The sequence below is a fragment of the Achromobacter sp. SD115 genome (assembly GCF_017355315.1).
Classification (GTDB): domain Bacteria; phylum Pseudomonadota; class Gammaproteobacteria; order Burkholderiales; family Burkholderiaceae_B; genus Achromobacter; species Achromobacter xylosoxidans_B.
Genome location: NZ_JADIJM010000002.1, coordinates 109,307 through 132,016 on the forward strand (window position 1 = coordinate 109,307; position 22,710 = coordinate 132,016).

Consider the following 22,710-nt stretch of genomic DNA (forward strand, 5'->3'; position numbering starts at 1 on the left):
GGCGAGAGCGCCCATGGTCGAATTGACAAGGGTGCTTACCGACGGTTGCGTGCGCGTATGGCTTGGCCCAGTTAAGGTTTCGGGGTCGCACGGAATTCCCGATCCAGGAGACTGAGGCCCCCATGCATTCCACGCAATCCTACAAAACCGTTGTTCCGCGCAAACCCGCAGCCGGCTCGCCGATCAGCTGGCTACGGGAGCGCACGCAGTTCGTCCGGGCGCTGTTGTCCAATCCCGCCGCCATAGGCGCGGTGGCGCCGTCCGGCCCGGCGCTGGCGGCGGCCATTACCGCCTGCATTCCGCCCAGCGCGGGCAAAGTCCTGGAACTGGGCTGCGGCACCGGCGTCTTCACGCGTGAAATGCTGCGCCGCGGGGTGGACCCCGCCCGCCTGGTGCTGGTCGAGCAGGACTTGGCCATGAGCTCCAGCTTGCGGACGCAGTTTCCAGAGGCGGCGGTGTTGCAGGTCGCGGCGCAGGATCTTTCCCGCAAGAGCCATCCGGAGCTTGACGGGATCGGCGCCGCGATTTGCGGCCTGCCGTTGCGCAACATGAGCCAGGCGCATCATCACCAACTGCTGGCCGCGGTGTTCGATGCCTTGCCTGCCGAGGGATCGATGGCCCTGTTCACCTATGGGGTGCGCTGTCCGATATCCACGGGCGTGCTCGAGGCTTGCGGCCTGCGGGCGCGCAAGGTCGGTTTCGTGCCGCTGAATCTGCCGCCGGCCTCGGTGTACAGCCTGGCCCGGCAGGTCTAGGGGGCGGCCCGGCAGGCTCGCGGCTTGCCCTAGCCAAATGAACTAGGGCAGCGTATTGCAAATAACTAATTGACACGAAAAGGTCGCTGAACCAACATCGCAGGCATAACTATTGGCGGCCTGGGACACGTGGGTGCGGGGTAAACAGCCACGTTGAAGCAGGCCGGCAGGGTTCGGGAACAACAACGATTCCCGGCCCCAACGAGGAGACTGCGATGCGTTCATCCCTGATCGAGAGCGCGGCGCGCCGGCGCCTGTTGGCCGGCGGCGCGAGTGCCTTGGCCGCAGCAAGCTTGGGACGCGCGGCCTTGGCCGCGGAACAGAAGGCGGCACCGGGCGCGGCTGCGCCACCGGCTCCGGCCTCCGCTGCCAAGCCATTGCCCGCCTACGCGGCGTGGAAGCAGCCCGACGCGATGATCGTGCATAGCGCCAACACCATAGAAACGCGCCGCGAGGCATTCGGCAGCGGAGTGGTGACGCCTTTGCGCCAACTCTATGTGCGCAACAACTTGCCGCCGCCGGACGAGGCGATCGTGGCCGATCGGGACGCGTGGACCATCGAGATCGCGGGAGTGGCCAAGCCCATGTCCCTGAGCGTGGGGCAACTGAAGACCATGGGCTTGCAGACGCTGGCGATGGTGCTGCAGTGCTCGGGCAACGGCCGTGGCTATTTCCCGAACAAGCCCAGCGGCACGCCCTGGCAGGTCGGCGCGGCCGGCTGCGTGATCTGGAGCGGCGTGCCGGTAAGCGTGCTGGTCGAGCATTGCGGCGGATTGGCGGCGGCAGCCGTGTACATGACCGGTACCGGCGGCGAGAAGTTGCCGGACGGACTGGATCCGAACATGGTCATGGTCGAGCGTTCGGTGCCCAAGGAAGCGATGCGGGATGCGCTCCTGGCGTGGGAACTGAACGGCGAGCCGATTCCGCTGGCCCACGGCGGCCCCTTGCGCCTGATCGTGCCGGGGTACACCGGCGTGAACAGCGTCAAGTACATCAAGCGGCTGGCCTTCACCGAAAAGGAAAGCCCGGCCGCGATTCAGCAGACCGGCTACCGCCTGGCGCCACCGGGTCAGAAGGGTGATCCGAGCCAACCCTCGGTGTGGGCCATGGGCGTGAAGTCGTGGATCAATACGCCCAATCCGGCCGCTGCCACCCTGAAGGCCGGGCGCGTGGTGGTGCAGGGAGTGGCGTTTGGCGGCACCAACGGCATCAAGCAGGTCGAGGTTTCGACCGACGGCGGCAAGAACTGGCAGAAAGCGGAACTGGTCGGCCCGGACCTCGGGCGCTATGCCTGGCGCCAGTTCGCGCTGCCGGTGGAATTGGCGGCCGGCGAACACGTGCTGGTCAGCCGGGCGACCGATACCGAGGGCAGGGTGCAGGACGAAGAACGCCCACAGAATTCCGGCGGCTACATCAACAACGGCTGGCGCGATCACGCCGTGGCCGTGGCGGTCAAGGCATGACGGCGAAAGCTCTGGCATCGCCTTGGAAGCTTGCGTTTTGCGCAGTATTGTTGGGCGCCAGCCTGCCTGGAGGCGCGCTGGCGGCCGAGCCCGACATGGAGGCGGGCCGCGCCTTGTTCGTCGGCGCGGCGCCAGCCTGTGCGCTTTGCCACACCTTGAATGACGCGCAATCCAGCGGGGCCATCGGCCCCAAGCTCGATGAGATCAAGCCCGACGCGGCGCGCGTGGAGACGGCCATCCGCAACGGTATTGGCCAGATGCCGGCATATACGACCCTGTCGGACAAGGAGATCGAGACGTTGGCGGCATACGTGGCCAAGGCTACCGGCGCGCAGCCTTGATGCCGTCAGGGGCCGCACGCCCCAATCAGGATTTGCCGTGGCGGAAGGCCCTTTGCAGCCGGTTGGCGGCGGCCTCCAGCAGCGGCAGGACCTCCGCGACCAGCCTGTCTCGCGTGTAGTCCTTTGTGTTCACCGACACTGCCAGCCCATATCGCTGGGCGCCAGCTTCCACCAAGGTGCCGATGGCTGAATAGCCCATGCCCAGGTCCTCTTCGACCAGAGACCAGCCGCGTTTGCGGGATTCCTTGATTTCCTTCGTCAGCTTGCCGCGGTGAACCAGCGTCTTGGGCGTCATCTGCGTGATGCTCATGGCGGCCACGTGCGCATCGATGTCCTCGGCTTGCGCGATCAGCATGCGGCCCATCGCTGTGCAGTGGGCAGGCAGGCGGCTCCCGACATGGATGTTCATCGTGACCAGCTTGCGGGTTTCGAGGGACGCGATGGAGCGGGCCACCACCACGACCTCGTCGCCATCCAGCAACCCCAGATGCACCGAGCCGCCAACGGCGTCGGCCAGCACCTCCATTTCGCTTTCCGCCATCAGCGGCAGGGACAGGCTGGACAGCGCCGCATAGCCCAATTCCAGCACCAGCGGCCGCAATTGGTAGCGCTTGGATTCCTCATCATGGCCGACATAGCCTTCGTCCTGCAGGGTGCGCAGAAAGCGCAGGCAGGTCGCCTTGGTCAGTTTCACTCGTGTCGCAATCTCGGTGAGAGACGGCGAGGGGATTTCATTGAAAACGCGAACGATGGCGAGGCCTCGCGAAAGCGAGCGGTTTGAAACGGTCACGGTATCTCCGATTTTGCGGACTTATTGTTGCCGCAAAGACTATCGCATAAGCGTCTTGGTGTTGATGCTTCCCACGCGTGGGCACCTAGTGTAAATGGGTGGGCGCGCCGTCCTGGACACAACGCTGCCGACGTAGAAAAACGAATGATTTCAAGGACGTCCGCGGCCATGTTTTCGCTGCGGTGCAGAACAACTTGTTCTTGCATGTTCATGATTTGCCCACTAGCATGGGTTTAAAGAGCGATACAAAGGTTCATTAGATGAACCATGATGATAACTAAAGGAGGCATGCATGCATACCCTATTTGGTTCCATCCGGCGCGCATTCACGGCCGCGTTGTTTGCAGTATCACTTGCCGCGCCCATGGCCCATGCGCAGGACCCGGTGAAGCTGACGCTTTGGTTCACCGACTCGCGGGCGCAGTACAAGACCTGGCTGGAAAAGTCCGCCGCGGAGTTCCGCAAGACCAATCCAAACGTCAGTTTCGAGATCGTCCAGATGTCTCCGAACGATGCCTACATCAAATGGCCAGCCTCGATCGCCGCGGGCAACCAGCCGGACATCACCTGGATGTTCTTCGCGTTCTCCGCTTGGGTAAATGACATTCCCGGCGGGACCTTGGCCTCCATGGACGACGTGGTCAACGCGCTGGGCCGGGACAAGTTCCATCCCGACGGCCTGTCCGCGTGGCGTTACAAGGACAAGTACCTGGGCGTGCCGTATACCCGACAGCCGTTCTATCTGTTCTGGCGCAAGGACAAGTTCGCGGCGGCTGGGCTGCCCGCCCCCAAGACCTGGGAAGACATCGTCAATGCCGCCAAGGTGCTGCACAAGCCGGAAAAAGGGGAGTACGGCATCGCCATCGCGGGCAAGAACGATTGGACGGTACGCCAGAACTTCGAGCTGGTGCTGTATTCGAATGGCGGTCATCTGCTGACCAAGGACGGCAAGGCTGCGTTCGATAACGACGTGGGCCGCAAGGCCATCGATATCTACACCGAACTCTTCAAGTACACGCCGCCGGGGTCCCTGAACGCGGCCTACGCGGAAGTGAACCGCAGCTTTGCCACCGGCACCGCGGCGATGGCCATCTCCCTGCCGGTGGCGCTGAGCCAGTTCCACGATGCCAATCCGGGCAAGGCGGGGCAGGTCGGGGCGCTGATACCGTCCGACGCCGGGCTGGCCCTGACCATGCAGAACAACAAGGGCTGGTCGGTCTTCGAGAAGTCCAAGCATCAGGCCGAGGCCAAGAAGTTCGTGCAGTTCCTCTATGAGACGGAGCAGTATGCCCGCGGACTGGAGGCCAGCGCCTTGGGGGGACTGGCGCTGTACGACGACAAGCAGGCCGTCGAAATGTACTTCGACCGGGTCGGCTCGGTGAAGGCGTACCCCGATGTCGTGAAGACCTTGCTCTCCAATCATTCGGGCTACTACTCGGGCATCGATTGGTATGGACAGAATCCCAAGGGCGGGCTGGTGGGCTCCAAGGGCATCGTGGAGCGCAACCTGAACATGCATCTGGCCAAGAAGCAGGACTCGGCCCAGACCGCCCAGGCCATACAGCGCGAACTGCAGGAAATATTCGACTGACGTTCCGGAGAGGCACTCCTCTCCCGCTTTTCCATCCATCGGAGAAACAGCATGCAGGATGACACCATCCTTGGCACGGGGTTGCGCGCGCTCGCGCAACGCTGGGAGCGCAATGGATACCAATTGATGAGTCGCCGCCTGGAAGGGGCGCTGGGACGCGAGTTCCGTTTCGAATGCACCGGCGAACCTGCCATGAGCGTGAAGCTGACGGCCAGCGCGGCCGAGATCCGTCCGGCCGACCCCGCGCAGCCCGCATACGCGACCATCGCCATGGGCGCCGCGGACTGGAAACAGGTCTTTTCCGGCAAGTGGTCGGTGATGACGGTCGTGCTGGGCGGCCGCAGCAATTTTCCCAAGCATGAACGCCGCTACATCATGCAGCTGTCCATGCTGATGCAGGCACTTTTGCTTCTGGAGGCATGAATGGGCGCGTCGGAATTGCAGCAAGCGCAGGGACTGGTGCGCGAACCGGTCACCATGGAATACGCCAGGTTCGTCGCCGGCCTGAACTACGAGGCGTTGCCCGAGGCGGTCGCCACGACGGCCAAGGACCAGATCCTCGCCACGATAGGATCCTGTCTCGCCGGCTCACGCATGCCGGGCGCGGAATCCTTGCGCAGGGGCAGCCGGATCCTGGGCAGCGGCGAAGTCGCAACCCTGTTCGGTCTGCCCGAGAAGGTTCCCGCGCCGGCCGCGGCGCTCTACAACGCGGGCACGGGCCAGATCATCGAATGGGATGACTGGGTCCTGATCAGCCACACGGGCGCCTGTGTCGTGCCCACCGCCTTTGCCAGCGGCGAAGCCTGCCGCAGCAGCGGCCGCGACGTGGTGACTGCGGTCGTGATCGGCAACGAGATCGCGGGCCGCACCTCGCGGGCCATCCAGCGCGGCGCGTATCTCGGCAACGGCATGCCGAACCATCAGGCCGAAGCGTCCCTGGTCGCCGGCCATCTGATGAAGCTCGATCCCATTGCATTGGCGCGGTCGGTCAGCCATTCGGCCTATCTGGCGATGGAGAACTGCTTCCTGGGCTGGGCCAGCGATTCCAAGGTGCTGGTGAACGGGCTGCCGGCCATGTGGGGCATCGTCTCGGCGAGTCTTGCCAAGGAAGGGTTGATCGGCAATCTCGACATGATCGAGCATCCGGCGGGCTACCTGGCCACGGTCTCCGAGGAGGTGGACCATGCCGAACTGCTCAAGGGCTTGGGGCAGGACTGGTACACCCTGACTTTGAACACCAAGCGCTATCCGTCCTGCGCCTACAACCTGGCGGCGATCGAATCGGCCATTACGCTCAACGCCCGGCTCGGGCCGCAGGCGATGCGCAGGATCCGCAAGATCGTCATTCAATGCCCCGGCGTCACGATCTACGTCAGCGGCCGCTACCACGGCTTCGAACCGGACATCCGCGAACTGATCCGCGACGACAGGTTGAGCCACATGGGCCTGTGCTTTGACGCGGGCTATGCCGTGGCCGCCGCGCTGGTCGACGGCAAGCTCACCTACAAGCAGTTCCTCAAAGAGCGGATCTTCGACCCCGAGATCGCGCGGCTGCACGGCATCGTCGAGTACCGCACCGATCCTGACATGCAGAAGGCCTATTACAAGGACTACCAGTACGGCTCGCGGGTGGAACTGCACATGGAGGACGGCGAAGTGCTGCATGAGGAGCGCAAGCAGTTGCTGGGCGCCCGCGACCGGACTTTCGACCACGTCGAGAAATTCATGGAAGGCGCGGAGGACGTGCTGTCCTATTCCCAGGCTTGCGAGGCCGCGCAGGCCTTGCGCACGCTGGAAACGATCCATGACATCAATGAAGTCGGCGCCTTGCTGCGCCCCAGGAACGGCTAACCCCACGAGGAAACGCGAAATGAAGAATTTCTCCACCGTATGGCCGCGCGACATGGTGTTCGGGCGCGGGGCGTTGAGCCAGCTGGGCGCGCGCGCGAAGGCCATGAATGTGCGGCGCATGCTGATTGTCACCGACGCCGGGCTGGTCAAGTGCGGCCTGGCGGACAGTGTCGCGCGGACGCTGGCCAAGGACGGCATCGACGCGCGCATCTTCGGCGAAGTGCAGCCCAACCCCACGATGACCGAGGTGCGGCGAGGCGTCGAACTCTGGCGCTCGGAAGCGTTCGACGGCTTGCTGGCCTTGGGCGGCGGCAGCTCCATGGACGCCGCCAAGGCCATGGCCACGACCCTGTTGTCGGGTAAGGAGATCGTGGAGCAGGTGACCCAGGGCGTCGACCATCTGCCGGGGGAACCGGTGCCGTTCTTCGCCGTGCCAACCACCTCCGGCACCGGTAGCGAGGCGACCTCGGCTGCGATGGTGAAGGACGACGACGGCCGGAAGTACCTGATCCGCAGCTTGCGCTGCCGGCCCGTGTTGTCGGTCCTGGACCCCGAGATCACGGCGAGCGTGCCGGCGCGCATGACCGCCGCCACCGGGATGGACGCGCTGATCCACGCCATGGGCGCCTATACGAACAGCAGCCAGCATCCCATTGCCGATGTCCTGGCGTTGGAGGCGATGCGCCTGGTCATCGAGAACCTGCCGCGCGCCGTGCGGCAGGGAGACGACCTGGAGGCGCGCGAGAACATGATGCTGGCCAGCCATCTGGCGGGCATCGCCATTTCCTGCAAGGGCAACGATGCCGTGCATGGACTGTCCACGCCGGTCGAATCCTTGCTGGATGTGACGCACGGCGAAAGCCTCTCGGCCATCCTGCCGCACGTCATGGCGTTCAACCTGGAGGCGCGGCCGGACCTCTACGCCACGATAGGGCGGGCGATAGGCGCGGCAGGCAAGGACGCGGACGACCAAGCCGCCGCCCGGGCCCTGCTGGAGCGCGTGACGGCCTTGCGCGACGAGATCGGCGTGTCGCGTTCGCTGGCGCCGCTGGGCGTTAAGCCCGAAATGATAGAACGCCTGTCGGAACTGGCGGAGAACAGCCGCTCCACCCTGATCAACTGCCGCAAGATGTCGCGCGGCGAGATCCAGTCCATGTACCAGCGGATGCTGTGATGAACGCGCCCGCCATATCCCTGTGGCGGCCGGGTCCCAGGTTGGCCCGGCACAGCCTGCCTTATCTGCTGATGGCGCCGGCGCTCATCCTGCTGACGGCGCTGACGCTGGTGCCGCTGCTGTACTCCATTTTCCTGAGCTTCTACGAAGCCCAGCTGGGGTTGGGGTTGGGGCGCTTTGTCGGCCTGGACAACTACGTTGCGGTCCTCAAGGAGCCCCGGTTCTGGATCGCGGCGTGGAATACCCTGGTCTGGGTGGCGGGCTCGGTTTCTTCTCAGATCATCGTGGGGGTGGGACTGGCCGTGATCCTGGAACGGCTCGTCATCGGGCGCAATTTCTTCCGCGCGGCGCTGTTCCTGCCCTGGGTGATGCCGGTGGCCGTCATCGCCTATCTATGGCGCTGGATCCTCAATCCGCAATCGGGCATTGTCAATGTCACGCTGCGGAACCTGGGGTTCGACTGGGGCGCGACCTTGCCCTGGCTGTCGGAGCCGGACACCGCCATGGCCAGCGCGCTGCTGATCAACCTGTGGCGCGGCGTGCCGTTCGTGCTGATCATGGTGGTTGCCGCCTTGCAGGGCATACCCAAGGACGAATACGAGGCGGCGCGCATCTCGGGGGCTGGAGCGTTGCGGGAATTCTGGTACGTGACGTTGCCGAACCTGAAGCTGATCATCGCCACCCTGGTGCTGTTGCGCACCATGCAGATCGCGAACAACTTCTCGCTCATGTGGCTGCTGACGGGCGGCGGACCGGCGGACTCGACGGAAATACTGCCGATCCTGGTGTACCTGAAAGCCTTTGGCGCACACCAGTTCGGGCAGGCCTCCGCGCTGGCCGTGCTGCTGCTGATCGTCCTGATGGCGGTCGCCGTGGTCTATGCGAGGGCGCTGAAGGAGAACCGCCATGCTTAGGAAGCCGACTCCGGGTGTGCTCTTTGCCTACGCCGCCGTGATCGCGACCACGTTCGCGGTGCTGTTTCCGATTGTGTGGATGGTGTTGACGGCGATCAAGCCCACGGCCGAAATCTATTCGCCGCAAGCGTCGTGGATACCGGCCACGATCGACTGGTCGCATTTGCGCTCCGCCTGGCTGGAGAAGAACTTCAGCGTCTATTTCCTGAACAGCCTGATCGTCTCGACCGCCACGGCGGTCTTCAGCACCGTGGTGGCGATACTTGGAGGCTACGCCTTGTCGCGCTTCGAGTTCAGGGGCAAGCGGGTGCTGGGCGCCTTCGTGCTGGTGATCTACCTCGTGCCGGTCATTCTGCTGGCCTTGCCGTTCTATCTGCTGCTCAGCAAGCTTGGGCTCCTGGACACGAGGTTGGGGTTGATCCTGGCCGTGGCGACCTATGCCGTGCCGTTCTCGGTCTGGGTGCTCAAGGGGTACTTCGCGCAAGTGCCCCCGGAAATCGAAGAGGCCGCCATCGTGGACGGCGCCAGTCGCATCGGCGCCTTGTGGCGCGTGGTCCTGCCGGTGGCCCTGCCGGGCATCGTGGCGACCTTTCTCTTCTGTTTCATCCTGGCCTGGGACGACTATCTGTTCGGGCTGATCATCATCAACTCCGACAGCATGCGCACGCTGCCCCTGGCTGTCGGCTTGCTGGCGGCCGACTACTCGGTCACGGACGGCCAGATGATGGCCATGGGAACCATCACCACCATTCCCATCATTTTCCTGTACCTGTTCTTTCAACGCTATTTCATCAGCGGCCTGACCTCTGGATCGGTCAAGGGCTAGCAATAGGAGACAAAAATGGATCAGGCATTGCCGAAGACCTTGCGCCAGAAGCCGTACCCCTTGTTGATCGGCGGCCAGGAAGTGCCCGCGGCTTCCGGGGCGACCTTCGCCAGCATCAATCCGGACAACGGCGAAATCCTGGCGCAGGTGGCGCAGGCCGGGGCCGAGGACGTGGACCGCGCGGTGCAGGCGGCCCGCCTGGCCTTCGAGGGCGCGTGGGGCCGGATGACGCCCAAGGAGCGCAGCAAGGCGTTGTTGCGGCTGGCGGCCGCGCTGAACGACAGGGCCGAGATGCTGGCGCAGATCGAAATGCTGGACGTGGGCAAGCCCATCAAGCAATCGCGGGCGTCGATGGCAGGGTTGGCGCCGACGCTGGAGTACTACGCCGGCGTGCTGCTGGGCATGGGCGGAGAGACCATCAATGTTTCCGATCCCACCATCATGGACTTCACCTTGCGCGAACCCCTGGGCGTATGCGGTTTGATCGTGCCCTGGAATTATCCCGTCAGCCTGGCGGTCCTGAAACTGGCGCCGGCGCTGGCGGCGGGCAATACCGTGGTGATCAAGCCCTCGGAAGTCACCCCGCTGTCCACCACCGAGCTGGGCCTGGCCGCCCTGGAGGCAGGTATTCCGCCGGGCGTCATCAATATCATCCACGGCACGGGAGAGGAGGCGGGCGACGCGCTGGCGCGTCATCCGGGCGTGGCCAAGATCTCGTTTACCGGCGGCACGGTGACGGGCCGCAAGATCTTCCGCGCGGCGGCGGATTCGATCAAGCGCTTGACCTTGGAACTGGGCGGCAAGTCACCCCTGATCGTGTTTGCCGACAGCGACATCGACGCTGCCGTCACCACCGCCTACAACGACATGACGCGCAATACCGGGCAGGTATGCGCCGCCTGCACGCGGCTGGTCGTCGAGCGGCGGGTCCACGACGAATTCATCGAGAAGCTGGGCAAGCGGATCGCGCAGGTGCGGATCGGCCGGCCCGCCGACGAAGCCACGGAAATGGGGCCCATTGTCAACGCCACGCAGATCAAGCGTATCCAGGCCTATCTGCAGGTGGCGAGCGAGGAGGGCGTGCGGACCGTGCGCGGCGTGGACCTCGCCAACCGGCCGGAGCTGAGCAAAGGCTATTACATGGATCCCGTCCTGTTCCTGGAGGCCGACAACACCATGCGAGTGGCGCGTGAAGAGATCTTCGGCCCGGTGCAGACCGTCATGGCCTTCGACACCGAGGACGACGCGGTGCGGATTGCCAACGATTCGCCGTTCGGGCTGGCGGCCGCCGTCTTCACGCGCGACGCGGCCCGTTCCATGCGCCTGGTGCGCAAGATCCAGGCCGGCACGGTGTGCGTCAACCATGGCGCCAAGGCGGCCGTCGATGCTCCTTTTGGCGGCTACAAGGAAAGCGGCATCGGCAAGGAGCGCGGCATGTTGGCAATGTTGGACGACACGCAGGTGAAAAATGTCCGTTATGCACTTGTCTAAGCCCAGCTCCCGGATCGAGATCGACGGGATCGCGAAGCGCTTCGGCGACAACGCCGTCCTGCACGACCTGAACTTGTCCATCGATCCCGGCGAGTTCGTGGTGCTGCTGGGGCCCTCGGGCTGCGGCAAGAGCACCTTGCTGCGATTGATCGCAGGCCTGGAGGAGCCCAGCGCCGGGCGCATCCGCATCGGCGCGCGCGACGTGACGGATTTCCCGCCGCGCCGCCGCGACATCGCTATGGTGTTCCAGAGCTACGCGCTCTATGCCCACCTGAGCGTGGCCGACAACATCAGCTTTCCGCTGCGGATGCGCGACATGCCCTGGTACTACGAGATACCGCTGTTGCGAGGCTTGATCCCCGCGGCGCGGGAACGCAAGCGCTCGCATCGCGATCAGGCCGCCAAGGCCGCGGAAGCCGTGGGCATGCAGCACCTGCTGCATCGCAAACCGCGTGAACTCTCCGGCGGCCAGCGCCAACGCGTGGCGCTGGCGCGCGCCATGATCCACGATCCGTCCGTCTTCCTGATGGACGAGCCGCTGTCCAACCTGGATGCGCAGCTGCGCTCCCATACGCGGGCCGAGATCATACGGCTGCACCAGCGCCTGAAGCGCACCTTCATCTACGTGACGCACGACCAGGTCGAGGCGATGACCATGGGCACCCGCGTCATCGTCATGAACCAGGGCAGGATCCAGCAGGACGGCACGCCGGACGATCTTTACGACGCCCCGGCCAACGCGTTCGTCGCGGGTTTCGTGGGCAGTCCCGCCATCAATCTGGTGACGGCGCAGCCCGCGGGGGAAGGGTTCGCCATCAACGGACAGGTGCTGCCCGGATCGGTCCGGTACCGCGCCGCTTCGGGATACGGCCCGTTGCCGAACAGCCTGACGCTGGGCATACGGCCCGAGTATCTCCGGATAGGGGAGGAGGGATTGCCGGCGGCGATCGAACTGGTGGAGCGCCTGGGCACGGAACAGGTGGTCACCCTCCAGGCCTGTGGTGTCTCATTGCGCGTCAAGCTCGATAGCGAGGTGCGCTACCGCGCCGGCGACCGCGTGAACCTGAGTCTGGACTGGAGCCGCGTGCATCTGTTCGACGCGGACAACGGAAACCGTATTGAACCCGTGCGCGCCGACGCGCGTCCGCTGAGGGAGAAATTCGCATGAACCCAAAGACTGTCAGGGAGCCGGCCCGCGAGACTCCCGTGCTGGGAGAACCCGACGTGCTGGTGGCCGGAGGCGGCGTGGCGGGCATCGCCGCCGCGGCCGCCGCGGCCCGGGCGGGGGCCAAAGTGCTGCTGCTGGAGCGCTGGGGCTTTCTGGGCGGCACGGTGTCCGCAGTCACGCTGGGAGGCTTCTGCGGCGTCTGGGCGGTCACGCCCGATGACCTGATTCCCGTCGTCGACGGCCTGTTCGGTGAACTGGTGGACCGGCTGAAGCAGCGCGATGCCGTGACGGCTCCGCGGCGCTGGTCCCAAGCCGCGTCGCTGCCTTACGATCCCACCAGCGTGCGCCTGGTGGCCGACGAGATGATGGCAGCCTATGGCGTGGAGGTCATGTTCCATTCCTGGGTGGCCGACGTTGCCGCCGAAGACGGCCGGGTCGCCACCGTCTTTGTGGAAAACAAGGGTGGGCGCCACGCGGTGCGGCCCCGCATGGTCATCGACTGTACCGGCGACGGCGACATCGCCGCGCGTGCCGGCGCGCCATTCGAGCTGGGTTCGGGCGGGATCACGCAGTTCGGTTCCAGCATGTTCCGCATGGCGCCCGTGGATGTGGAAACGTTCGGCAAATTGAGCCGGGACGAGGTCGGCGAACGCATGGCCGCGATCGTCGCGGCCGGCACGCCGTTGCCCCGGACCATGGTCGCGCTATACCCGAACCCGATAGAAGGCGTCGTGCACCTGAACGCGACCCGCGTCGCCCGCAGCGACGGCGAGCCATTCGACCTGACCGATCCGATGCAGTTGTCCGAAGCGGAAAGAGAAGGACGCCGCCAGGCCTATTTGTACGAATCCGTGCTGCGCGAGCACATGCCCGGTTTTGCGCGGGCGCGCATCATCGATATTGGCGCGCAGATCGGCATCCGGGAAACGCGGCTGATCGAAGGCGACCACGTGCTGACGGCGGAAGAAGTCCTGGGCGCCGCGAAGCCTGAAGACGGGATCGCCTGCAACGCCTGGCCCGTCGAAGTCCATGCCCAGGGACTGAAAACCGTATGGAAGTTCCTGGAACCCGGCGAGTACTGCCGGATCCCGTATCGCTGCCTGACGCCGGCCGGGCTGCGCAACGTGCTGGTGGCCGGGCGCTGCGTGTCGTCCACGCATGAGGCGCAAGCGTCGATCCGCGTATCCGCGCCATCGATGGCCATGGGCGAAGCCGCGGGCATCGCCGCGGCCATGGCGCTGTCGGCAAACTGCGACAGCCGCTCGGTCGAGGTCCCGGCGCTGCAAGAGGCGCTGCGGCGGGAGGGCGCGATACTGGAGCCGGGGGGCTGAGCGGCTCGCACGCATGAGCAGATCGTGCTGGCTCGGATCAAGAGGCCGCGTTGGCCGCCCCTTCCAGAAAGAGCTTCTGCACCATGGAAGTCATGCCGAGCGGCGCAATTTCCCCGCGCTGAGCGGCATCCATCGCCGCGTACAGCAGGGAGTCGTACGCCCTGACCAGCCACAGGGAAGGCACATCTATACGAAAGACGCCAGCCTTCTGACCGCTCAGGAAGAAGGTCTCCAAGGCATCCCCGTAGAACGAGGGTATCGGTGCGTTGACGTCCTCGTTTCTTGCATCTATCACGCGGACCCACTGGGCGTGATTCCAGAACAGGTAGTACTCCCGGCCCAGGACCATCGCTTCGGTCAGGCGCTGGAGCGCTGCCGCATGGGGCGGCGTCTCCAGGTCCGCGCGGACCAGCGCATCTTGCAGGTGTTGGGTGGCCCGCTCGATGAGCAGGTCGATGACCCCTTCGCGGGTGGGCGATATCCGGTACAGCGTCGCTTTGCTGATGCCGGCGCTGCGCGCCAGCTGTTGCAGGTTCGCCCTGGGCTGTTGTGAGACGGATAGGGCCAATGCGCGGGCGAGCTTGTCGTCGAGGGCTTCAGACATGGGGTTCTCCTGGCGACCGATATTGTTGAGTCTTTTTGAATTCAATTGTGGCTAAAAACAAACACATAAAGTCTACTACGAATCTTATGAGTCTACTAAAAATCTATTGAATCAATATTGACTCATTTAAATCCAATAAGTACTATCGGGTCCTCGATCGCCTCAGCCTGAGGCGGCATTTGGATGTCAGAGGACTACATGACCCGATTCAGAGCCAGCGCCATGGCGCTATGCCTGCTCGCCGTTCTCGCCGGGTGTGGCGAGCAGGACCCGCAAGCGGCGCAGGTGCCGCCCGTCGAAGTGGAGCCCCTGGTGATTGCCCCCCGGCCCCAGGCGATCATGGTCGATCTGCCCGGGCGGATTTCCCCTGTGCGCGTGGCGGAAGTGCGCGCGCGGGTCGCGGGCATCGTCCAGAAGCGCCATTTCGAGGAAGGGGCCACGGTGAAGGAGGGCGATCTGCTTTTCACGATCGAGCCGGCGCCGCTGGAGGCCTCGCTAGCGCGTACCCAAGGCGCGCTGGCGCGGGCCCAGGCCCAGGTCAAGCAGGCCCAGGCGCTGGTCAGCCGGTATCAGCCCCTGGTCAAGATCGAGGCTGTCAGCCGTCAGGAATATGACGACGCGTTGGCCGCGCTTCAGACCGCGAAGGCCAATCAGCAGTCCGCCCAGGCGGAGGTAAAGGTCGCGCAGCTGGACCTGGGCTATGCCAGTGTGCGCGCGCCCATCTCGGGCCGCATCGGCCGCGGCCTGGTGACCGAAGGCAGCCTGGTCGGGCAGGGCGAATCGACGCCCATGGCGCTGATCCAGCAGATCGATCCCATCTATGCGGACTTCCGGCAGCCTGTCAATGCGGTGCTGAAGCTGCGCGAGGCAGTCGCAGGCGGTCGGATGCAGACTGGCGGCCAGGCCGAATCGGCGGTGAGCGTCCGGGTGGATGGCACGAACTACACGGCCCAGGGCAGGCTGCTGTTCTCCGACGTCTCCGTCGATCCGGGCACGGGCCAGGTGTTGCTGCGAGGCCAATTCAGCAATCCCGACGGGCTGCTCTTGCCCGGCATGTATGTGCGAGTCAACGCCGAACAGGGCGTGGACCAGAACGCGATTCTCATCCCCCAGCGCGCCATCATGCGCGGGGCGGACGGCCAAGCCAAGGTGCTGGTCGTGTCCGACGACAGCAAGGCGGAAGAGCGCGCGGTGCAGACCGGCGCGATGCAGGGTACGGAGTGGCAGATCACGCAGGGACTGGCGGCGGGCGACAAGGTCATCGTGGATGGCGCCGCCAAGATCCCCGCCGGCACGCCAGTGACCGTCAAACAACCTTGAGCCCAGACTGATCACATCATGCCGAACTTCTTCATCCAGCGGCCCAACTTCGCGTTGGTCATCGCGATCTTCATTTCCCTGGCGGGCCTGCTCGCCATCTTTGCGCTACCCGTGGCCCAGTACCCCAGCGTTGCGCCACCGCAGGTCATCATCAAGGCGACTTATCCCGGCGCATCCGCCGAAGTCATCAACGACACGGTCATCAGCCTGATCGAGGAAGAACTCAACGGCGCCAAGGGCCTGCTTTACTACGAGTCGCAGAGCAACAGCTCTGGCGTGGCGGAAACCACGGTGACTTTTGAGCCGGGCACCAATCCCGATCTGGCGCAAGTCGACGTGCAGAACCGCATCAAGCGGGTGGAATCGCGACTGCCGCAGGCCGTCATCCAGCAGGGCCTGCAACTCGAACAAGCCAGTTCCAGCTTCTTGCTGATCTACGCGCTGACCTACAAGGACGCAGGCAAGGACCAGGTGGGCCTGGCTGACTACGCGGCCCGCAATATCAACAACGAAATCCGCCGCGTGCCGGGCGTGGGCCGGGTGCAGATGTTCGCGGCCGAACGGGCGCTTCGCATCTGGATCGATCCGGCCAAGCTGGTCGGCTACGGCTTGTCGGTCGATGAGGTCAACAAGGCGATCGCCGCGCAGAACGTGCAGGTTTCGGGCGGCTCCACGGGCGAACAGCCCAGCCCGTCGACGCAGGAAATCACTGCGACCATCATGGTCCAGGGCCAGCTCACGACCATTCCGGAATTCGAGGGCATTGTGCTGCGCGCCAACCCGGACGGTTCCACGGTCCGTCTTGGCGACGTCGCGCGCATTGAACTGGGTCGCCAGGACTACCGCTTGTCCAGCCGCCTGAACGGCCAACCGGCCGCGGCCATGGGCGTGCAGCTCGCGCCCGGCGCCAACGCGCTGGAAACCGCCAAAGGCATCAAGGCGCGCTTGGCCGAGCTGTCCAGGAACTTCCCCGGAGATATGGCGTATAGCGTGCCGTTCGACACCTCGGTATTCGTCGAGGTGGCCATCTCCAAGGTATTGATGACGCTGGCCGAGGCCGTCGTCCTGGTGTTCCTGGTGATGCTGCTGTTTCTGCAGAACTTCCGCTACACCCTGATCCCGACCATCGTTGTGCCCATCTGCCTGTTGGGCACGCTGGCGGTCATGCTGCCGCTGGGGTTCTCCGTCAACATGATGACCATGTTCGGCATGGTGCTGGCGATCGGCATTCTGGTGGACGACGCCATCGTGGTGGTCGAGAACGTCGAACGGCTGATGGCCGAAGAGGGCCTGTCGCCGAAGGAGGCGACCATCAAGGCCATGGGGCAGATCAGCGGCGCGATCGTGGGCATCACGCTGGTGCTGGCCGCCGTGTTCCTGCCGCTGGCCTTCATGACGGGCTCCGTAGGCGTGATCTACCGTCAGTTCTCGGTGTCGTTGGCCGTGTCGATTCTGTTTTCGGGCTTCCTGGCGCTGACTCTGACGCCGGCGCTCTGCATCCTGTTGCTCAAGCCGATTGAAAAGGGGCATCACGAAAAGAAGGGCTTCTTCGGCTGGTTCAACCGGGTGTTCGCGCGCATGACCGAGCGCTACTCGGCGACCAACGCGCGCCTGCTTGCGCGCAGCGGCCGCATGATGGTGCTGTACGCCGTTCTTGTAGGCGGGTTGGGCTACGTCTATGCGAGCCTGCCGTCGGCCTTCCTGCCGACCGAGGATCAGGGCTACATGAACACGGACATACAGTTGCCGCCGGGCGCCACGCTGTCGCGCACGCTGGAAACGACCCAGCAGTTGGAACAGTACCTGGACACGCGCCCGGCCGTCTCGGACGTGCTCACGGTGCAAGGCTTCAGTTTCTCCGGGCAAGGCCAGAACGCGGGCCTGGGCTTCGTGATGTTCAAGGATTGGGCCCAGCGCGCAAAGAGCGAGTCGGCCATGGCCGAGGCGGACCAGGCCAATCAGGACCTCGCGGGAGTTCCCGATGGCGTGCTGTTCTCGGTGGTGCCGCCCTCAGTGGAAGGCATGGGTAATTCCTCGGGCTTTGCGCTGCGCCTGCAGGACCGTGCCGGCCTGGGCCGGGAGGCCTTGCTGTCGGCCACCGAAAGCCTCATGAAGAAGGTGTACGGGAATCCCAAGGTCTTTTCCTACATCCTGATCGAGGGGCTTTCCGACGCGCCGGAGCTGGATCTGCGCATCGACCGCAGCAAGGCCGAGGCCCTGGGCGTGTCGTTTGATGCCATCAACTCGGCGCTGTCCACGGCGTTCGGCTCGGCGCTGGTCAACGAGTTTCCCAACCAGGGCCGCATGCAGCGCGTGATCGTGCAAGCCCAGCCCGAAAGCCGCGACACGCCGGAGTCGGTGGGCAAGCTCAATGTCCTCAACCGTGCGGGCGAGCTGGTGCCGCTCGAATCCTTCAGCGAGATTGGCTGGAAGCATGGTCCGGTTCAATTGATCCGCTACAACGGCTATCCCAGCATCAAGCTGATCGGAGATGCCGCGGCCGGAGGCAGCACGGGCGAGGCGATGAAGGAAATCGAACGGCTGATCTCGGAATTGCCCCAGGGCATCGGCTTCGAGTGGACCGGCCTGTCGTTTCAGGAAAAGGCCACGGGTTCGCAAGCCCCCATGCTGCTGGCGCTGGCGCTGCTGGTGGTGTTCCTGGTGCTGGTCGCACTGTACGAAAGCTGGAAGATCCCCGCGTCCGTGCTGCTGATCGTGCCGGTAGGCGCGCTGGGCGCGGTGGCCGCCGTGATCGTGGCCGGCTTGCCCAATGACGTGTATTTCAAGGTGGGGCTGGTGACCATCATTGGCCTCGCGGCCAAGAACGCCATCCTGATCATCGAGTTTGCCAAGGATCTGCATGAGCAGGGGCGCTCACTGAAGGAGGCCGCGATCGAGGCCGCCCGCCTGCGGTTCCGTCCCATCGTGATGACGTCGGTCGCCTTCATCCTGGGCGTGGTGCCGCTGGTCATCGCAACGGGGGCGGGCGCCACCAGCCAGCGCGCCATAGGCACCGGCGTGCTGGGCGGCATGCTCAGCGCCACCATCCTGGGCGTGCTGTTCGTGCCTGTGTTCTTCGTCTGGACGCTATCCGCTTTCAAACGCCGCAAGGCGCATGTCGCGCCCGGCCAGTTGGCGACCAATCAAGCAGGTGAGAAATGAAAGCGATGACCCATACCCTCATGCGGCTCAAGCCGCTGGCCGCGGCTGCCGCTGTCATGGCAATGCTGACGGGCTGCGCGCTGGCGCCGACCTATGAGCGCCCCGCGTCCCCCGTCGCTCAGCAGTGGGGCGCCGAAGACCGGGCGGACTTCGCGTCCGGACCTGGCTCGGCCGCCGCCGCGCTGGATTGGCGCGGCTTCGTGACCGACCCGTCGCTGCGCGGACTGATCGAAACCGCGCTCGCCAACAACCGTGATTTGCGCCGCGCCTTGCTCAACGTCGAAGCGGCGCGCGCGATGTACCGCGTGCAGCGTTCCGAGCAGTTGCCATCCATTGGCGCCCAGGCTGGCGGCACGCGCCAGCACAGTCCGGCGGATCTGAATGCCAACGGCACGTCCAGCGTGCAGAGCGAGTGGCGCGCCGGCGTGGGCGTCACAACCTTCGAGCTGGACCTGTTCGGCCGCGTGCGCAGCCTGTCGGAGGCGGCGCTGCAAGAGTATCTGGCCACCGAGAACGGCGCCCGCAGCGCCCGCATCAGCCTGATCGCGGAAGTGATAGACGCCTATCTCACACGCGAGGGCGCGCGACAACGCGGCCTGCATACCGAACGCACTTTGGCATCGCGCGAGCAGTCGCTGCAGTTGATCGCCCGGCGCCGCGCCGAAGGCATCGGGAGCGCCTTGGATTATGAGCAGGCGAAGGGCCTGACGGACCAGGCGCGCGCCGATCTGGCGCGCATGGAACGGCAGTACCGGCAGTCGACCAATGCGCTGACGCTGCTGGCAGGAGTCAGCGATTTGAGCCCATACCTGGCTCCCAATGACGGCGCCGCGCCCATGCTGGTGCAGCAACTGGCGGCGGGCACGCCGTCAGAGCTGCTGACCTACCGTCCAGACATCCTGGCCGCGGAGCATCGGCTGCGGGCGCGCAACGCCGATATCGGCGCCGCGCGCGCGGCGTTTTTCCCACGCATCTCCTTGACCGGCATGTTCGGCAGCGCCAGTTCGGACCTGTCGGATCTGTTTTCGGGCGGCCAGCGCGCCTGGTCGTTCGCGCCGCAGATCACGCTGCCCATCTTCGACGGCGGCCGCAATCTGGCCAACCTGGATTTGGCCCGGGTCCGGAAGGAAGCGGCGGTGGCCGAGTACGAACAGTCGATCCAGACCGCGTTCCGCGAGGTCATGGACGGGCTGGCCGCGACCGACACCTTGCGCAGGCAGGAGGACGCGCTGCGCGCGCAAACCGATAGCAGCCAGGCCGCGCTGCGCCTGTCCGAGGCGCGCTATCGCGGCGGCGTGGACAACTATCTGCGCTACCTGGATGCCCAGCGCAGCGACTTCGCCAATCAGATCGCGTTGATCGAAGTCCGGACCGAGCGCCAGATCGCGCTGGCCTCGTTGTTTCGCGCCCTGGGCGGAGGCTGGCGTGGCGATGGGGTAGCGGAAAAGTAGGGCGCCCATTGCGCGGCAGCCGGTTCGAACGACGGGGGTGAACGTTTGCCTGGCCGTTCCGGGCCGGAGGGAGAGGGAAGGGGCGTCATGCGTCCTGTTCCGAAGCCGTGGCCGCGCGTTTGGGCGGACGCGCTCGGGACAGCTGCACGTTCATGCGCGGCATGGAAGGCTCCAGTCCGGCCTGGTCCAGCCGGCGCCGCAGGCGCATGTTGAAGGCACGCTGGACTTCCCATTGCCGCAGCGGCGCGGTCTTGAAGCGAAAGCGCAGGATCGCCTGGCCGTTGTCGAAACTTTCCACGCCTTGCTGTTCGATGGGCGACCACAGGAAGGGATAGATCGCCGGATCGGTGCGCAGCTCCGTGGCCACTTCGCGGACCAGCGCCACGGCGTCGTCGATCGGCATGGTGGCCGGCACCGGCCAGCGGAACATGGCGTAGCCGAACTCGCGCGAGTAGTTCTTGATAGTCTTGATTGCGCTGAACGGAATCGTGTGCACCACGCCATCCAGGTCTCTCAGGCGCACGGTGCGTATGGTCAGGCCCTCGACAAATCCAAGGTGATTGCCCACGTCCACGTAGTCGTCGATGGAAAGGGAGTTCTCGATGATGATGAACAGGCCCGTGATCAGGTCGGCCACCAGCGATTGCGCGCCGAAGCCGATGGCCAGGCCGATGACGCCGGCGCCGGCCAGCAGTGGCGTGACGTTCATGCCCATGTTGGCCAGCGCGACGATCACGGCAATCACGAAAATAGTGGCAAGCAGGACGTTGCGGATCAGCGGCAGCATGGTCAGCGCGCGGACGTTGGCCCGGTTTTTGCCGCTGGTGCCCAGGGTGTGCTGCAGCGCGGTGTCAGTCAGGATCCATATCAGCCAGGCTACCAGCAGGGTGCCGACGAAGCTTGCCACCTTGGGGCCGATCGCCGATCCGCTACTTTCCATGAACGCGATCAGAGACAGGCCCAGCACGCGCAAGCCGATTTCCAGGAACACCAGCAGGTTGGCGATCCAGAGCAGGGTGTAGCCGAAGTACCTGAGCTGTCCCAGGTAGGCCGTGCGCCGGTTCGCGGCGCGGCTGGAACTGAGGTAGGCGCGGCGGATGATGCCGCTGACGGTCATACCCGCGATTGCCACCAGCGCGCAAAGCAGGGCGCGGCGTATCACCTGATCGCTGTCGTTGGCGGTAGCCAGGGTGGTGAACAGCGAGATGCCAACCAGGATGAGGAACGGGACGAACCAAAGCGGCCCGATCAGCCGCAGCAGCTTGTGTAGCCCTTGGCGCTTGACGCGGCGCTCTTTGGGCTGGTTGCGGATCAGGTGCGTGACGGGGCGGCGGAACCGCAGGATGAACAGCGCGCTCAGCGTCGCGGCGGCTACGTTGGCGAGCAGGCCGGCGAACTGAGCGATGCCGAGTCCGAACACGCTGGTCACCTCGGGATCGTGCAGGGCGTCGCCCAGTGCGGCCAGACTGCCTATCAGCCAAAGCGGCAGGGCGGCGCGGCGCTGCAGAATATCCAGCGCCCGCCCGCGGTGCGCGCCGTCCAGCAGGGTCAGGGCGATCAGGCAGAGCGAAGAGAAGAGCGCGCCGACGAGCAGCACGTAGGCCAGCACCAGGGCCCCGAGCCGGCCCACGGAGTCCGGCGTCAGGACGGAAAGGGCGAGCATGATCACAAAGGCGATGGCCCAGGGCGCCAACTGCCGCGCCGCCAGCCAGAGCAGCTGGCGGGTCTTCGGACGGCCGGGCACCGCGTCAGCCGGTGCCCGGCGCCGCTCGAGGCGCCGGCCTATCCAGCGCAGCGCCAGGGCCAGGCCGGCCCAGATCGCCAGAACGATCAGGAAATCGGCAATCAGCGTGGGCCATTCGCGCCATGCCGGCAAGCCGGTGGCGAGCTCGGCGCGCGCTTGCCGGTACAGCATGCTCCAGCGGGTCAATGCGCCTTCGGGGCCATCCAGGCGTCGTTCCAGGCTTTCGGCGGTGTCGCGGATGAGGGCGAGGATGCCGTCCTTTTCGTTCTCCGCGCCTTGCTTGGTCGCGTCGCGCAGCTGCTTCAGCTGGCTCAGGAGGTCAGCGCGTTGCTTGTCGTTTTCAAGCGTCTGGATGACCTGGTCCAGCGATTGGTTCAGTTGCGCGTTGTCGATGGGTTTGCTGGAAGTCGACCCGGTCAGGCTGGGGAGCGCTGCGGATGAGGTTGGGATGAAACCCAAGCTCAGCACAAGGAGTATCAACGGCAGGCATAGGCGGAAACAGCGCAGGGTTGAAACTCGCAAGACCGTCTCCCTGATGGTGATATGGCTACCTTTTAGAGGAGTCCCGAGCAGGACGCAAGGCTTGGTCTTCAGGAGTCCAGGGGTAGCCTGGTCCCGTGTTGGCGTTATGCGCATAATGTGTATTATGTAAAGTAAGATAAATCGTTTTATCAGGCCCGCCTGGGCCTGACGTCCAATCAACCACACTTCCCGATCAAAATTCGAGGCCGCGC

At 65.0% G+C, this 22,710-nt stretch carries 18 protein-coding genes; 15 read left to right on the forward strand and 3 right to left on the reverse strand.

Annotation, left to right across the window (positions count from 1 at the left end; genetic code table 11):
- Nucleotides 1-122: 122 nt before the first annotated feature.
- From IPU70_RS02855 to IPU70_RS02865, 3 genes are all read left to right on the forward strand, one after another.
- Nucleotides 123-755 carry a class I SAM-dependent methyltransferase gene (locus tag IPU70_RS02855; protein WP_207464781.1) on the forward strand — a complete coding sequence of 211 codons (633 nt, stop codon included), beginning with the start codon at nt 123-125 and terminating at the stop codon, nt 753-755.
- 215 nt (nt 756-970) lie between these two features.
- Nucleotides 971-2,218, forward strand: a complete 1,248-nt coding sequence (locus tag IPU70_RS02860; RefSeq protein ID WP_207464783.1) for a sulfite oxidase — start codon at nt 971-973, stop codon at nt 2,216-2,218.
- Nucleotides 2,215-2,559 carry a cytochrome c gene (locus IPU70_RS02865; protein ID WP_207464785.1) on the forward strand — a complete coding sequence of 115 codons (345 nt, stop codon included), beginning with the start codon at nt 2,215-2,217 and terminating at the stop codon, nt 2,557-2,559. Before IPU70_RS02860 ends, IPU70_RS02865 begins: the two co-directional genes overlap by 4 nt.
- Nucleotides 2,560-2,584: 25 nt before the next feature.
- Here IPU70_RS02865 and IPU70_RS33065 read toward each other — a convergent pair whose 3' ends face one another.
- The gene (locus IPU70_RS33065) at nt 2,585-3,349 is read right to left on the reverse strand and encodes an IclR family transcriptional regulator C-terminal domain-containing protein (protein WP_207464787.1); all 765 of its coding nucleotides are present in this window, start codon (nt 3,347-3,349) and stop codon (nt 2,585-2,587) included.
- Nucleotides 3,350-3,641: 292 nt separating this feature from the next.
- On the opposite strand from IPU70_RS33065, the gene IPU70_RS02875 reads away from it, so the two are divergent.
- The 9 genes from IPU70_RS02875 to IPU70_RS02915 are packed head-to-tail and all read left to right on the forward strand — an operon-like array spanning nt 3,642 to nt 13,695.
- A complete protein-coding gene (locus tag IPU70_RS02875; RefSeq protein WP_207464790.1) occupies nt 3,642-4,940 on the forward strand; it encodes an ABC transporter substrate-binding protein in 1,299 nt (432 codons plus the stop codon).
- A gap of 51 nt (nt 4,941-4,991) precedes the next feature.
- A complete protein-coding gene (locus tag IPU70_RS02880; protein ID WP_207464792.1) occupies nt 4,992-5,363 on the forward strand; it encodes an SCP2 sterol-binding domain-containing protein in 372 nt (123 codons plus the stop codon).
- Nucleotides 5,364-6,791, forward strand: coding sequence for an MmgE/PrpD family protein (locus tag IPU70_RS02885; RefSeq protein ID WP_207464793.1), 1,428 nt, complete (start codon nt 5,364-5,366; stop codon nt 6,789-6,791). It abuts the gene before it with no gap.
- Nucleotides 6,792-6,810: 19 nt separating this feature from the next.
- Nucleotides 6,811-7,965, forward strand: coding sequence for an iron-containing alcohol dehydrogenase (locus tag IPU70_RS02890; RefSeq protein ID WP_207464795.1), 1,155 nt, complete (start codon nt 6,811-6,813; stop codon nt 7,963-7,965).
- Nucleotides 7,965-8,879, forward strand: coding sequence for a carbohydrate ABC transporter permease (locus tag IPU70_RS02895; protein WP_207464797.1), 915 nt, complete (start codon nt 7,965-7,967; stop codon nt 8,877-8,879). The genes IPU70_RS02890 and IPU70_RS02895 overlap by 1 nt, the downstream gene beginning before the upstream one ends.
- Nucleotides 8,872-9,705, forward strand: coding sequence for a carbohydrate ABC transporter permease (locus tag IPU70_RS02900; RefSeq protein WP_207464799.1), 834 nt, complete (start codon nt 8,872-8,874; stop codon nt 9,703-9,705). Before IPU70_RS02895 ends, IPU70_RS02900 begins: the two co-directional genes overlap by 8 nt.
- A 15-nt stretch (nt 9,706-9,720) precedes the next feature.
- Nucleotides 9,721-11,196: an aldehyde dehydrogenase gene (locus IPU70_RS02905; protein ID WP_207464801.1), complete on the forward strand. Its 1,476-nt coding sequence runs from the start codon at nt 9,721-9,723 to the stop codon at nt 11,194-11,196.
- A complete protein-coding gene (locus IPU70_RS33030; protein ID WP_305827095.1) occupies nt 11,189-12,364 on the forward strand; it encodes an ABC transporter ATP-binding protein in 1,176 nt (391 codons plus the stop codon). Before IPU70_RS02905 ends, IPU70_RS33030 begins: the two co-directional genes overlap by 8 nt.
- Nucleotides 12,361-13,695: an FAD-dependent oxidoreductase gene (locus IPU70_RS02915; protein WP_207464805.1), complete on the forward strand. Its 1,335-nt coding sequence runs from the start codon at nt 12,361-12,363 to the stop codon at nt 13,693-13,695. The genes IPU70_RS33030 and IPU70_RS02915 overlap by 4 nt, the downstream gene beginning before the upstream one ends.
- A 37-nt stretch (nt 13,696-13,732) precedes the next feature.
- Here the strand turns inward: IPU70_RS02915 and IPU70_RS02920 are convergent, their stop codons facing one another.
- Nucleotides 13,733-14,299, reverse strand: coding sequence for a TetR/AcrR family transcriptional regulator (locus IPU70_RS02920; RefSeq protein ID WP_207464807.1), 567 nt, complete (start codon nt 14,297-14,299; stop codon nt 13,733-13,735).
- Nucleotides 14,300-14,497: 198 nt separating this feature from the next.
- On the opposite strand from IPU70_RS02920, the gene IPU70_RS02925 reads away from it, so the two are divergent.
- The 3 genes from IPU70_RS02925 to IPU70_RS02935 are packed head-to-tail and all read left to right on the forward strand — an operon-like array spanning nt 14,498 to nt 20,232.
- The gene (locus tag IPU70_RS02925; protein ID WP_207464809.1) at nt 14,498-15,619 is read left to right on the forward strand and encodes an efflux RND transporter periplasmic adaptor subunit; all 1,122 of its coding nucleotides are present in this window, start codon (nt 14,498-14,500) and stop codon (nt 15,617-15,619) included.
- An 18-nt stretch (nt 15,620-15,637) separates the two neighbouring features.
- A complete protein-coding gene (locus tag IPU70_RS02930) occupies nt 15,638-18,781 on the forward strand; it encodes an efflux RND transporter permease subunit (protein ID WP_207464811.1) in 3,144 nt (1,047 codons plus the stop codon).
- A 5-nt stretch (nt 18,782-18,786) separates the two neighbouring features.
- Nucleotides 18,787-20,232, forward strand: coding sequence for an efflux transporter outer membrane subunit (locus IPU70_RS02935; RefSeq protein ID WP_305827097.1), 1,446 nt, complete (start codon nt 18,787-18,789; stop codon nt 20,230-20,232).
- 85 nt (nt 20,233-20,317) lie between these two features.
- Here IPU70_RS02935 and IPU70_RS02940 read toward each other — a convergent pair whose 3' ends face one another.
- Entirely contained in the window at nt 20,318-22,444 is a 2,127-nt protein-coding gene (locus IPU70_RS02940; protein WP_207464813.1) for a mechanosensitive ion channel domain-containing protein, read from the reverse strand.
- Nucleotides 22,445-22,710: the final 266 nt, after the last annotated feature.